11 protein-coding genes are annotated in these 12,745 nt (G+C 54.1%); 4 read left to right on the top strand and 7 right to left on the bottom strand.

Translation table 11 applies throughout. The features are described from left to right. Positions 1-49 precede the first annotated feature (49 nt). Complete coding sequence (locus tag K5L82_RS03600) at positions 50-268, bottom strand: SlyX family protein (RefSeq protein ID WP_133005025.1); 219 nt, start codon at positions 266-268, stop codon at positions 50-52. Between the two features lie 167 nt (positions 269-435). On the opposite strand from K5L82_RS03600, the gene K5L82_RS16720 reads away from it, so the two are divergent. Next, positions 436-975 carry a cold-shock protein gene (locus K5L82_RS16720; protein ID WP_133005024.1) on the top strand — a complete coding sequence of 180 codons (540 nt, stop codon included), beginning with the start codon at positions 436-438 and terminating at the stop codon, positions 973-975. A 62-nt stretch (positions 976-1,037) separates the two neighbouring features. Here K5L82_RS16720 and K5L82_RS03590 read toward each other — a convergent pair whose 3' ends face one another. Together K5L82_RS03590 and K5L82_RS03585 are read right to left on the bottom strand one after the other, a co-directional pair. Then, on the bottom strand, positions 1,038-1,412 hold the full coding sequence (locus K5L82_RS03590) for a hypothetical protein (protein ID WP_223133291.1): 375 nt from the start codon (positions 1,410-1,412) through the stop codon (positions 1,038-1,040). Further along, on the bottom strand, positions 1,384-2,793 hold the full coding sequence (locus tag K5L82_RS03585; protein WP_223133199.1) for a hypothetical protein: 1,410 nt from the start codon (positions 2,791-2,793) through the stop codon (positions 1,384-1,386). The genes K5L82_RS03590 and K5L82_RS03585 overlap by 29 nt, the downstream gene beginning before the upstream one ends. A 174-nt stretch (positions 2,794-2,967) precedes the next feature. Between K5L82_RS03585 and K5L82_RS03580 the strand changes: the two genes are divergently transcribed. The 3 genes from K5L82_RS03580 to K5L82_RS03570 all read left to right on the top strand — a co-directional run bounded on the left by K5L82_RS03580 (position 2,968) and on the right by K5L82_RS03570 (position 5,503). Then, positions 2,968-3,876: a DUF1853 family protein gene (locus K5L82_RS03580; protein ID WP_223133198.1), complete on the top strand. Its 909-nt coding sequence runs from the start codon at positions 2,968-2,970 to the stop codon at positions 3,874-3,876. Between the two features lie 25 nt (positions 3,877-3,901). After that, a complete protein-coding gene (locus K5L82_RS03575) occupies positions 3,902-4,342 on the top strand; it encodes a VOC family protein (RefSeq protein ID WP_223133197.1) in 441 nt (146 codons plus the stop codon). A gap of 216 nt (positions 4,343-4,558) precedes the next feature. Then, on the top strand, positions 4,559-5,503 hold the full coding sequence (locus tag K5L82_RS03570; RefSeq protein ID WP_223133196.1) for a bile acid:sodium symporter family protein: 945 nt from the start codon (positions 4,559-4,561) through the stop codon (positions 5,501-5,503). A 67-nt stretch (positions 5,504-5,570) separates the two neighbouring features. Here the strand turns inward: K5L82_RS03570 and K5L82_RS03565 are convergent, their stop codons facing one another. From K5L82_RS03565 to K5L82_RS03550, 4 genes are read right to left on the bottom strand one after another with little or no spacing between them, the layout of a single operon-like run. Next, complete coding sequence (locus K5L82_RS03565; protein WP_223133195.1) at positions 5,571-6,095, bottom strand: hypothetical protein; 525 nt, start codon at positions 6,093-6,095, stop codon at positions 5,571-5,573. Positions 6,096-6,115: 20 nt separating this feature from the next. Further along, positions 6,116-7,192, bottom strand: coding sequence for a hypothetical protein (locus tag K5L82_RS03560; protein ID WP_223133194.1), 1,077 nt, complete (start codon positions 7,190-7,192; stop codon positions 6,116-6,118). After that, positions 7,189-10,509: a toxin VasX gene (locus K5L82_RS03555; RefSeq protein WP_223133193.1), complete on the bottom strand. Its 3,321-nt coding sequence runs from the start codon at positions 10,507-10,509 to the stop codon at positions 7,189-7,191. Before K5L82_RS03555 ends, K5L82_RS03560 begins: the two co-directional genes overlap by 4 nt. Next, entirely contained in the window at positions 10,506-12,623 is a 2,118-nt protein-coding gene (locus K5L82_RS03550; RefSeq protein WP_223133192.1) for a type VI secretion system Vgr family protein, read from the bottom strand. The genes K5L82_RS03555 and K5L82_RS03550 overlap by 4 nt, the downstream gene beginning before the upstream one ends. Positions 12,624-12,745: the final 122 nt, after the last annotated feature.

Raw genomic sequence — 12,745 nt, 5'->3', positions numbered from 1 at the left:
GCAGGACCTCGTGCAGGTCTGACCCCGATTTTGAAATCAAACGCCACACTCAGTAATGCGGCGGCGGGGTCTCCTCATCCTCCCGCCGAATGTGGGAAGGCGCCACATCCTTTAGCTGCTGATGCATCAGCCGCTTCGCTTCCCATAGCTCCCGAATGTCCATTTCTTGCTTGGTTACTTGCTCGCTCAGCGTGTTGATCACGTCATCCTGGAATGCAAGTCGCATTTCCAGATCTGCAATTCGGTCTTCGAGAGTCTTTTTACTCATGAGGTTTGGTCAGCCCTTTCTCTAATCTGGTATCATGGCGCCTTTTACCGCCAACGCCAGATATTCTAAACGCAGAATTCAGCGGCGGTGTTCACTGCCGGACATGCCATTTTACCCGATGTGCGGCTTTTTATCGTTAGTGTTTAATTATGGAGAATAACCAACCAATGCGTAATCCAGCCAAAGCGATCCTTGTTGCTATCCTGATCGCAATTCCGGCACCGTTTGTTCTGGGCCTGTTACTGTCGGCCACCCCGGCACCACTGAAACTGCTCGCCATGGGCGAAGGTGTTGAAGCCCTGGGTAGCCAAGGTGGTATTGCCGCGTATGTGATGGCGTTTGCTGTTTTCGCCATTGTGGGTTTTATCGCTGTTTTAGTTGCCGGTAAGCAAGCAGCGCCTGCTGCCCCCGCTCGCACCCAGAACCGCCCGGCTCGTGCCAGCCAGCCACAGAACGATTACGACGACGAAGACGACTTTGACGACAACACTCCGGAAGGAGACGAAGAAGGTACCGTCAAATGGTTCAACGTCAAAAAAGGCTTCGGCTTTATCGTGCGTGAAAGCGGAGACGAGATCTTCGTTCACTTCCGTGCCATTCGTGGCCGTGGTCGTCGCGTGCTGCGCCAAGGCCAACTGGTTCGCTTCAACGTCGTTGATGCCGACAAAGGCCTGCAGGCAGACAACGTGTCTATCCTGAGCGATTGATCGTTCCCTGCGAAAACAAAAAGGCAGCCTTGATCGGCTGCCTTTTTACGTTCAGGGCGCGGTTAATTCCATACCACCTGCTGTTCCCCGCGATGATCTAATCGCCACCACTTTTCATCATCCACTGAATCGCCTTCCTGCCACTCGCCAAAACTGCAGCGAATCTCGCCTTCTATCATTCTCCAGGCACTTCGAGCGCACTCCAGATCGTTATTCCACGGCAGCTCGTCGCCCTCGATCACCAGCGACGTGAACCGTTTTCCAAATGCTCCCGGATACAACGTAATGCGCAGTGTTATCCCGTTGAACAGGGCCGTTCCTTTTGAAACGGAGGCGACATCTGCATCGTCCAACCGAACATTATCAAGTTGCCCTTCAAGCCACCGGGATACGGCACCCGGCTCAAGGTCACGAATGTATATTTCCAGATCCTGCACCCAAGGTATCTCCATGCTGTTGCTCATACTGTCGCACATAGTGAACCGGCTCTGGCGCGGCTGCAAGCCATCGCTCTAATTCCTGCCGAAGATCGTCCACGGTTAACCGGCGCAACGTGCCGAAACGCTGACGTTCGTGCCACAGCACTTCGGAGGCCGCCCTCGAAAGCTCTAGGTCTTGCACTTCCGGATCCTCATGGCTATAACTCTCCCCCCGCGCTACTGATACTAACGACTGCCTGCGGGCAATCTCCTGCCTACCCTCGAGCGCAATGGATTCTAGTGGTCCGCGGTTGGCAAACATCTGCAGACGAGCAGCCGCTCTTCCTACCCATTCGAGCATACCGCCTGGTGAGGCCACACATCGGCTTTGGCGGGTGGCCGCATATTCCACGGCGGAAAGCGCGATTTCAACGCCAAATCGTTTCTCGATCAACGGTTGATGCGCCGTGAGAATCGCACGCCGTTGCGCGGTGCTGACAGACGGCAATGGAACGATCTCCAGCGTTCTTCCGAGCAAATGGTTTAGCCGCTGCTCACCGCCTGCGTCGCTCCCCGCGCAGGGCGCGAGCAATAAAATGGGCCCACACCAGCTAGACACCAGTTCTCGGGCGACACCGTTTGGCTGCGCCATTAACTCCAGCAATTCAAGCGGGGATACGTTATCGAGCACTAAAACCGGCCAACCACATGCCTCCTCGCTTTGTGAGGGCACGGCAGGTTGTTCCAAAGCCATAACCTCTGCTTGCCGACGCAAATCAACCTGCACCCAATAGAGCCCCGGAGTGTCCAGAAGTGACTGAAGCCACGCCGTTTTGCCGCTGCCCCGTTCACCTTGAACCCACATGAGCCCGGTTTTGTTCGCCGCCAAAGAAACGGCAACGTCTTCTGCCAGCGTCAGCCAACTCGGCTCCACCATGGTTAATGGAGTATGCACCAACGCGTTCGCATCTCGTTCCCGGTACGCGCTTACGCCTTCATCCGGCCAGACACTTACCAATTCCAACACCGCAACATAAGCTTTATCTTGCAGGCGCTCAGCGCAGTTCACCAGGCCACGTAAAAGCTGTGACCAGTTCAACCAAGGGCTGTCAATAACCTCGCGGGTGGCGGAGATCCAATAGATGAGCTGCGACGACAAATCGCCATCCCCGTGAACCTCCGCAACAATCGGCTGTTCGCCCTGAATCGTCCGAATCAGCTCATCAAAATCCACGCCCCGCCGCTTGAGAAACGGAGCCACCGCCTCAACCTCATCCAGCATCGCCAACAGAAAGTCTTCCACGGTAATCACCGATCCGCCGCGCTTCCCGACCTTGTCTCGGGCCACCAGCAGTGCTTGCTGACATTGAGGCTCTAAGCATCCTTGCCAATCTTCCATTTAGGCTCTCCATCGGGGATAAAACAGCCCCGAATTTTAACAAACTCCACCCCGTGCGATGGCGGTAAAGGTCACACGGCGCTTATGTCATTGAATTAAACTTCTGAAAGCTATCGACATTGAGGATCCATTTTCGAACTCTCACCCGCTTTAGGTTTCAGGTATCCTGACCGTATGAATACAGTTTCAGAACCGCTTTCCCTACATCGCTTCAAAACTCCGGCAATACGTCATCTGGCTTGGCTGTGTGAAGCGCCTCAATTGGTGGCATCTCCCATCAGCTTTCGGCCCTCCGAGTTTCTTCCCTCGGATTATCTATCCACGCTCATACACTGGGACCGCCACCCAAAGGGCGCACCCGCTCGTTTGCTGGCCCCTATCGAAAAACGGCTCGGGCACTACTTTGAAAGGCTTTACGAAGTGATGCTAAGCGACCTCATGGGCTGGGAAGTTGTGTTGAAAAACCAACAAATACGAACCGAGAAACAAACGCTGGGAGAGCTGGATTTCTTGCTACGAAACCCGGCTTCCGGCGACTTGGAACACCATGAAATCGCCATCAAGTACTATCTGGGCGTACCCGCTGTCAATGGGCCAACCTTATGGTATGGGCCCAACGCGCGTGACCGGCTGGATCTCAAAACCAACCACATGCTATCTCACCAAAGCCAAATGACCCAGCGGCCTGAAACCCGAAACGTGCTAGCGGAACTCGGCATTCACGACCCCGTCAAACCACGGATATTCATGCCCGGGTATCTGTTCTACCCTGACGACGAATTCGCCGAACTGCCGGATACGTTTCCCGACGACCACCTAACCGGGAAATGGCGCTATGCCGCGAACCTCAATACAGAAGACACCCGCCATTGGGTTCGTCTGAACAAGCCCCATTGGATAGGCCCCTGGAACCAGCACGACCAACCAGATGCTAGTGCAGCCCGGGCAACCATCCAGTGGGTTGAAGCAGAAAGTATACCGGCACTGTTTGCGGAAATGGCTTGGCAAACCGAGCTATCTTGCTGGGTAGAAACAGATCGCTGGTTTGTAGTTCCCAGCAGCTGGCCCCAAAGTCGTCGCTAGCACAACATCAACACAGGAGATCATCATGAAATACCTGCACACCATGATCCGGGTCAGCAACCTGGACGAGACCCTTCACTTCTTCTGCGACCTGCTCGGCTTGGTCGAAATCAGCCGAAAAGACAGCGAGAAAGGCCGCTTTACACTGGTGTTCCTGGCAGCCCCCGAAGACGAAGCGCGAGCACGGGAAGACAAAGCCCCAACCATCGAACTCACCCACAACTGGGACCCGGAGGAATACACCGGCGGCCGCAACTTCGGGCACCTCGCATTTCGGGTGGACGACATTTACGCTCTGTGCGAGAAGCTTCAAGCCAACGGCATTACCATCAACCGCCCGCCGAGAGACGGTTATATGGCATTTATTCGCACGCCGGACGGGATTTCTATTGAGTTGTTGCAGAAAGGCGAGGCGCTGCCGGCTCGGGAGCCTTGGGCGAGTATGGAGAATGTGGGAAGTTGGTGAGGGGTTGGGAGATATTCGCCCCCTGGGGTCTGACCCCAACGTCTAATTGGTGAATTACTGGCATGAAAGATAACATAGGTTCTCATTGCGGATAACGGCAGAGCCAAAAGCACTGGTGTTAAGTATCTAGAACCCGTTCTGGGAGTCGCTGTGATCCAGTGCTCTTAAAGCTTTACGGGACAAAAAACCTACATCTCTCTTGCCAGGATCACCTTCATGATTGCCAGAATCACCCAGCTATTTCCCCTCTGGGCCATCGCTTTTTCTGTACTCGCTTACGTTCAGCCAACGCTGTTTGTCGATCTGAAAAGCACAATTGTGCCTCTTCTTACCATAATCATGCTAGCCATGGGCCTGACACTGACACCTACCGACTTCGGCAATGTTGCGCGGAGCAAAGGTGCCATTACCCTAGGAGTTATTCTGCAGTTCTCAGTCATGCCCATCCTGGCACTGGTCATTAGCCTGGTGATGGGATTCAGCCCTGAACAAACGGTTGGTATGGTTCTGGTTGGCAGTGTTGCAGGTGGCACCTCATCCAACGTCATGGCCTATCTGGCCAAGGGCGATGTCGCGCTGTCTATTTCGATGACCGCAATCTCAACCCTCCTCGGAGTTGTGCTGACCCCCTTGTTGACAGGATTCCTTGCGGGCAAGACTGTAGACGTACCCGTTGCCGCCATGCTGCTCAGTCTGGTCAAGATTGTCCTTCTTCCAGTGGGTATCGGCGTGGCCATCAACACTCTCGCTCGTCCCGCAATAAAACGTATCGAAAACATACTACCGCTGGTGTCCATGGCGGCTATTGTAATCATCGTAGCGATTGTGGTGGCACTGAACAAAGATAACCTCGCCGTTCAGGGTATGGCAATCGCAGTGGCGGTCATCCTGCACAACGGGCTTGGGCTGGCGCTCGGTTATGGGCTGGCAAGACTGTTTGGCTTCGAGCCGACAGTGTGTCGCACCATCGCCTTCGAAGTTGGTCTGCAAAATTCCGGCCTGGCCACTGCACTGGCGATGAAATTCTTTACCCCGGTGGCCGCCATTCCGGGTACGCTATTCTCCGTTTGGCACAACATATCCGGCTCTATTCTGGCGGGCTACTGGTCCCGGCGGCAGCCTGAGGAGCGCGACAGCGCTCAGTTAGCGGTTGAAAGCTAAGACCTTGAATCCGCGGGCGAAGCCGACCGGCTTCGCCCGCATAGTTTCAAAGGTGGTCTGCAGGCGGTTATTCAAAAATATACATTCCGTTTTCATCTTTCCTCACATCCATAAAACCCATGTGAGGAAAAAGTCGAACCTTGATCGTATACGAGAGAGCGCCCCCGGCAACGGCCAGCAAAACGCCCAAGATCGAGACGACCGGGAAATGGTTGAAGAAATAGACATAGCCGGCAGCAACGGTAATACAGAGCAGAATATATGATGCATATCCGGTGAAAGACTTCCTGAACAGGCCGACAAAATAGAAAATCGTCAAAATGAATGTTGCAACGATGCCTTGCCAGCCGAACTCCTCATCCATCGGGACCACGTTGGAGTATATCACCCAAACCCCAAAAAACGCCTGAAGCAGGCAGAGCGTCAGCAGGATCCGATTGAGCAGGATGGTTTGTATAGCCGGTGAGCCATGCTCGAAAGTTGCGATCTTATTGGCCAAACGCATTTGATTGCCCGACTGCTTTTTGAGCTGCTCGAAGATTTCGTTTCGGCTTAAGCCCTGCTTTATAAGTTCTTTGATTTGATAGTCCATTGTTTACTCTCCTTGTAACGTTAAATTGGCCAAGCACTCTCAGGCCGTTGCTTACGATATTCTTCCATCGATATTTTTCCCAGTTTCGGAGTGAGCTTGCAGGTTCTCTCGCCCCAAGGATAATTCTCCTGCCGCCGATGGACCTCATTCCAGCCCTCACCGTTCTTCCAGGCTTCCAGATCGAGATCACGCCAGTACCTGGGATTGCGCTCGGTTTTCTTGTCGAACTCTACGGTTACTGGGTCCAAGTGCCTAAAAGGCTCCAGGCGAGGGGTGTCGGGCAAGGGTTGCGTCACATCCATGTAGGTCTGCAGCATGTCCCAGGTGGCCAGCACCTCTGATTTGCTGGACTCGATGGCGCTGAACGCCATCTTATGAAAGGACTTCTGGGTGTAGCGATGCACCAGAATCAGTCGGTAGAAGACACCGCTTTGCTGGATAACACGGTCAACATAGGCATCAAACTCCACGAATGGCGCCTGGAAAAAGCGCCCTCCCCCCATGGCTAAGCGCACTTGGCCAGTGATTCGGTTAAATTCGCTGCAGCCGTCTTCAAGGGTCTTGTCCAGCCTTTTGTTGATGGCTTTCTCGAAGGGATTAAGAACAAAGCCCATGCCGGTACTCATTAGCCAGTTTGTTGTGATGGGTGTCGCCCAGACTGCGAAAGCAAACCATGCCAATATAAAGAAAATGATAAACACTCCGACCACGAGGGCCGGAAGTTCAGCAACAAACTGCATCTCCCCCAAGGCCCAGATCATTAATGCTGGCCCCCCAATCCATAATGTAATCACCCAAGTCATTGGTAAAACCAGTATCAGAAATTTAAAACCCAATTTGTCGTTCAGAAACCTGATTTTTTGGTGATCCCACCACCAATCCTTGGATGTAAATTCGGGGTCGGACCCTTCATGACCCTGAAGGGCTTCAACGTCGTGAATCGTCCCGAGGTAGGGGATCGTGCCTGCATAGTTACCAACAGGCTGGAGTTCCTCTCCAACCCTTGCTCGCTCTTTGGGTGATTTTGGCAAGGGCCCAATGTCAGTTGCCCGAAATGCAGTGTCTGTAACATCGGGTCCATACTGCTTTTCATTCATACGCCGACCTCAATGAAGAACCAGTATGGTGATTCCGGCTGTGCAAAGGGGTTAAAGAAGTTTCTTTCCTTTGGCGGAGGATTGTCGTGTTTAGACAAATCAAAAGGTTCATAGTCCTCAAATACGGGAGTGGGAAACACCAACGGTCCTAGATCTGAGCCAATGGTAGCCTGCAACCCAACTCGAATTTGTTTAGTCAAAGATTCCCGGTAATGAGGGGTCTCATATACATGCTCGTCAATCTCCCGCTTAACCAAAAAGCGAACTCCGGATTGCTGAGGTAGAGACTGCCTAGCGGTGACCTTAGTGAGTGGTGTCGCTTTGTACATCTGTGTGCTAGTGCTTTCCCCCATTACGCCTTTCGAGGGAACGTTGGTGGTCGTCGTTTGATATGCCACCTCCTGGACCACCAATCTAAACGGACTTGCTGGAAGATCTCTCTCGCACTCATGGTGCAATTTAATGCGACTTACCAACATTAGTTGAACTGTGATCACGTAGTCATCCGGTGCGGGAGGAAAATCGGGGTGTACTAACGCGGGGTCGGGTTCTATGTCGACATATCGCTGAACGGTGACTTGCACGGGAGAGAGCATTGTGAGCAGTTGGCTGTAGTATGCCTTGTCATTCATTCCCAGCAGAGAACTGTCGGAGAAAGTTCCCCAAGGACCGCGCTTGATCAGTTGTTCGAAAGTATCGTCGGTAACGGATGCCGCATAAAGCCCACCGCCAACGGCCAACGCCAAACCAAAAATTGCCCATCCCCAACCCGGGATCGCCAAGAGCGTATGCATAAGGGGAGAAGCGAGCACAATTAAACTACCGGTCATTGCCACTGCGTGCCCAATCGCCGCGTCAAAATCCTTGTTCGCCAGGCTGATACGCATCTCCCAATAACTCAACCCAGCGCCAACAGCTCCAGCGACGAACGTTGCCAATCCTGCAACCTTAACCAAAGTTGCTGACCCTACTGCTTTTAACCGTTCACCGATCAGGACCCAGTTTTTCATATCAAACACTGGGCGCGTCGACACTTTGTAAATTCTAGTATTGTTACCTTGAGCGCCAGACTCTGCTCTCCCCAACACCTCGCTCAGCTTAAGAGATGCAGCAATCAAATCGGCTGTCGCCCCGGCTAATTTGCCTCTGTTCAGATTAATCGCGCTATCACCTTGCCGAGAAGTCTTCATCAAGTTGTTCAACTCGATAAAGATATTAAACGCTGCCAGTGCCACTAGCCCCCTAGACACTGCAGGCCCGTCAACCACTTCATTTGCGTGCTTCGCAAGATCAACCTTCAACAAGCTCAACTTTCGAGCCTCTGGATGATCATCTAGAGCGACGAATACCGAGCTGGTGCCAGCGACCCTTTGGATCACCTCCTCGATCTCGTCAGACATCCGCACGGGGCTTGTGGTCGCTACCATCCGGCCAGAATCATCCATCAAGTCGGCGTACAGGTAATCCTTGGCTCTTGTGAGAACACCCTCGGTTCGATCAAAGTCGGTCAGGCCGCGTTTCATTCCGTTGCCGTTAACACCGATGATCGAGCCGGAAAGAGTCGCGCCCTCCCGCGTCATTACATCGATGCGTCTCAGGCTAGGATCCCCGAGTGCGAAGTTTGAGTGGGCTCCCTGCATGATTCTTGGGAGTTCAACCTCCTGAATGTGCCCACCTTCCATCAAGCGCTTGCCAACGGCAAGCAGTGCCGAGCTCCACTCGTTGAGTGAGCCTGCGATCATACCGCTAACTTTACCCGCGTTAGCGACGCCTCTGATCCCGGACTCGGTCTCACTGTTCTGCTCGTTTAACTGCTTCTCCAAGTAAACCAGAGACTGCACATTCAGCCGATTCAACCGTTCTTCGTCGATGTCTGCAGTGTCCTGAACCAGCTTTTCAAGGCTTTGCATCAAAGGCTCGGCACCATGTTCTGCGGTTTCAGGAGCCCACTTACTCAAAAATGCGCCCTCAAGAACCCAGCGGCGGAGCTCCTGCAGAACCCAGTCCCTACCGACAAGGCCCTGGGCCTGGAGCACGCCTGAAATTTGCTGAAGCAGGTTAAGATTATCCGCAACCAGCAAGTATCCCTCGCAAATTGCCACATCCTGACAGGTCCGGTAATCCTCGAGCACTGCATCATAATCGCCGCTGCTAAGCAGTCGGCGGAGCGTGTCGAGGTGCCGGTCAATCACAGCAATGGCATGCTGCTTTTCATCAGTTTTAAGGGTCTGATCCAGTTTGGAGCGATCAACGGCCGATGCATATTGGGCGAAGGGGTTTTGACCATTCGGTCGAGGGTCGAAAATCGCCTGGCGGATGAGCATTGCAGAGTGCGCCATCGGATTGTCCCGAATGGAGGCATCCACGGCATCCAGATAATGCAGGGCAAGATGAAGCTGCGACATGGAATGCCGGACCTTGAACAAAGGGTCTGGCAGCGCCAGGCATGCCACCCCCTTCTTCTGCCGCAGATCTTTGAGCTGATCCTCACCTAGCTCACAACTCACATCAAAGGGAGTCTCGAGCAAACGGCTGAGCTTGACGCATAGCTCATCCTCACCTGGCCTCTCAAACCCCATTGCGAAGTCACTAGGGTTCTCCAGCATCAACTCGATGCCCAGATCCCTTTCGCAGAGCTCTTCCACATCCTCGACCCGTGAGGCAAAAAAGCCACCACTAAAGCTCAAACCCTCCACACCAGCGGTCGCCCAGGCAGGACCTATACCCGTTGTTCTAGCGTTGCGGGCGGGCTCGTTCTGTTCAAGCTGCTCGATATAGGACCAATCCCACTGTACTTCGCTGTACGCCATGCGGAAGTCGTGCATGACTGCCTGCCCCTGGAGGAAAACCGGTATCAATAGATCGTCGAGCCAGTCGCCGCTGGATGGTCTGATAACCCGAAGTCCAGAGCGCGGGTCCAGCACTTCAGCGCGGACTGCCTCAAGATCCACGTCACTAAAGCGAGATTGCTCGTCGATCTCTAGCTCACGCCACAGTCGGCCTTTGCGAAAAATGTACAAATACCCGGGACGAAGCAATGCCACACCTTTGCCCTGATAGACGGTAACACCGCCACTGTTGACCGGCAGATTACTGGCTATTTCTGCCAATGGTTTCACCCTGAGCAGGGTATTTTCCTGATAATCCTCGCGCTCAATATTGGAATGTGCATTTTCCAGAAGAGGAATGGCAATCTTGCCGCCATCTCGCTTGGGGACCGTCAACACCAAATCCTTCGGATCAGTGTCGTCATATTCCGCCTTTCTCAAAACCGAGCGATCCCGGGACTCATCCACAAATTCCACTGTGTCGGTCATGCGCTTTCCTCCCTTTCGGTTCCAACAACAGCCTCAACTGAATCCCGCTCGAGATTCCCTCCAATCACATCAATAATCAGCTTTCGGTCAGCTCCCGGTAACGGCTCAGCATCCATCTGGTCAGGAACGGCTGATTTACGCTGCGCCACATTTGCCAATGTAGGTGGCTGCGGCATTGCTGCTCCACCTTTCCCAAGCAACTGGGGCAGTTCCGGAGCCGCTACGCTTTGCCCGCTCCCACTCCCCGGCGCCCCACCCGAATTAATCTTTATCCCCGGCCCGCTCAACGTAACCCCACTGGGGTCCAGTTTGATAAAACTCCCGCCACCGGAAATTGTGAGTTCAGCGCCTGCATCCAGCACCACTTTGGCACCGGCTTTGTGGTGCACTTCGGTGCCGGCTTCTGCGGCCATGGTTCGAGCAGTCTTCTGATGAAAAGTACCGCCAACGCTCTGGCTACAATCAGCGCCAACGGACAGCCGGCTTTCGCCATCGGTAGTGCAGTTGTCACCCGCTTTTACGTGGTTGAACTGGTTAGTCTCCACCGTTAGGTGGCTGTCGTTTTTGATCACTTCGATACGGTTGTTTTCCGTAAGCAGGTCCAGATCTTTCTGGGCATGAACGTAGATCTGTTCTTCGCCGGCTTCATCCTCAAACCGCAGTTCGTTGCTGCCTTCACCCTTGTGGGTTTTGGTTTTCAGGGTGGTGCGGGTTTTGTATTCCGGCAGCGCGTAGGGTGGCGTATTCGTAGCGTGGTAAGTGCGGCCGGTGATGATCGGCTGGTCCGGGTCGCCATCGAGAAAGCTGACAATCACTTCGTTGCCAATTCTTGGCAGAGCCATAAAACCATACTGGCCGCCAGCCCAGCCTTGGGACACTCGCAACCAGGCACTGCTGTGTTCGTCATTCTTTGAATAGCGGTCCCACGGGAATCGCGCTTTTACGCGGCCGTATTGGTCGCAATGAATCTCTTCGCCTTCAGGGCCGGTCACGATGGCTATCTGGGGGCCGTCCATCATGGGTTTGTGCTCACAGAGGGCGCGCCAAGTTTTATCGGCGGGAATGGCGGTGAATTCGTTGGCATAGCTGGTGGGTTCGCTACCGCCCTCTTCTTCCAGCGCTTGCGGTTGTTTACCGGTGTGGGTGATGGCGGTGAGCAACCATTCGCGGTTCAGACTTTGGCTGTCGTGGTCTTGCAGTTCCACTTTGGCTCCGGCTGAAAAATCCGGACGATTACTTTTGCCCTTGGCAACGGAAGCATCGTTTCTCAATGCGTCTAACCGGGTTTGGGAAAACGGCTGGCCGCCGGCGTCGGCTTTGTAGCGACCGGGGTAATCGTAGTGTTGGTAGTCGTCGCGATGATTCGCTTCGGTGCTCTGCTCGTGCAGTAGGGCATAGGCAGGATTCTTGAAAGTGTAATCTTTCATCGCCACCGATGAAGCTCGCACCCGCTCTTCGTAAGCGAAGCTGAATACGCAGGCGCGCTGGGTGCTGCCGCCGGCTTTGGTGTTGCATTCTACCGGGTCTAATTTGGGCGCATCACCGTGATGGTCGGCGATGACTAGCGCCGGTTGTTCTTCGCCGTCCACACTGCCGTGTTGGTAGCGGTAGTGCCAGCCTTCTTCAGCAGCCAGTCGTTCTACGAATTTCAGGTCGCTTTCACGGTGCTGGACGCAGTATTCCCGCTCTTCCGGGGCGCGTTTCAGATCGAACAGCGTATCCACAATGCCCCACTCTTCCAGCAGCGTGCGCACAATGGCATCAGTGGTCTGGGCCTGGAAAATACGGCTGTTGTGCATCAAGCTCAATCGCCAGACCGGAGGTTGGATCACGACTTCGTAATGGGTGCGGCGGTGGCCAGTGTTGCCTCGTACGAATTCGTTCACCACGCCGGTGAATCGGCGCAGGGGCTGGCCGTCTTGCCACACCACCAGATCAACCGGCTGCTCCAGCACATCCGCTGCTTGCACATCGGGGTCGGTGCTGGCCAGTTTCAAGCGGCCATGGGAGAGCGTAGATAAACCTTCGGTGAGCACAAAGCTGGCGACCACGAAGTGGTCTGAGGGGAATTCGCCAACACGGGCGGTGAACTGCAATCCGCTTGCTTGGGGCATAACTTCGATCCCTGAAGTTTAAAAGTGAAAACCGACTCCTCCTGAGTCTGCGCCGATTATAACGACCAGTGTCGGGATTACAAACTACCAGGGCCGCCCCGCGTGCGATGGTTCACACCGGT

This window comes from Marinobacter sp. AL4B (assembly GCF_019916045.1).
Taxonomy (GTDB): Bacteria; Pseudomonadota; Gammaproteobacteria; order Pseudomonadales; family Oleiphilaceae; genus Marinobacter.
Note: the sequence above shows the minus strand (reverse complement) of the source record. Positions and strands in the feature narration are given on the sequence as shown.

What these genes read in the sequence shown, in the direction of transcription:
- K5L82_RS03600 (WP_133005025.1), bottom strand. Translation starts at nt 268, where the DNA reads ATGAGTAAAAAGACTCTCGAAGACCGAATTGCAGATCTGGAAATGCGA.
- K5L82_RS16720 (WP_133005024.1), top strand. Translation starts at nt 436, where the DNA reads ATGCGTAATCCAGCCAAAGCGATCCTTGTTGCTATCCTGATCGCAATT.
- K5L82_RS03585 (WP_223133199.1), bottom strand. Translation starts at nt 2,793, where the DNA reads ATGGAAGATTGGCAAGGATGCTTAGAGCCTCAATGTCAGCAAGCACTG.
- K5L82_RS03580 (WP_223133198.1), top strand. Translation starts at nt 2,968, where the DNA reads ATGAATACAGTTTCAGAACCGCTTTCCCTACATCGCTTCAAAACTCCG.
- K5L82_RS03575 (WP_223133197.1), top strand. Translation starts at nt 3,902, where the DNA reads ATGAAATACCTGCACACCATGATCCGGGTCAGCAACCTGGACGAGACC.
- K5L82_RS03570 (WP_223133196.1), top strand. Translation starts at nt 4,559, where the DNA reads ATGATTGCCAGAATCACCCAGCTATTTCCCCTCTGGGCCATCGCTTTT.
- K5L82_RS03565 (WP_223133195.1), bottom strand. Translation starts at nt 6,095, where the DNA reads ATGGACTATCAAATCAAAGAACTTATAAAGCAGGGCTTAAGCCGAAAC.
- K5L82_RS03560 (WP_223133194.1), bottom strand. Translation starts at nt 7,192, where the DNA reads ATGAATGAAAAGCAGTATGGACCCGATGTTACAGACACTGCATTTCGG.
- K5L82_RS03555 (WP_223133193.1), bottom strand. Translation starts at nt 10,509, where the DNA reads ATGACCGACACAGTGGAATTTGTGGATGAGTCCCGGGATCGCTCGGTT.
- K5L82_RS03550 (WP_223133192.1), bottom strand. Translation starts at nt 12,623, where the DNA reads ATGCCCCAAGCAAGCGGATTGCAGTTCACCGCCCGTGTTGGCGAATTC.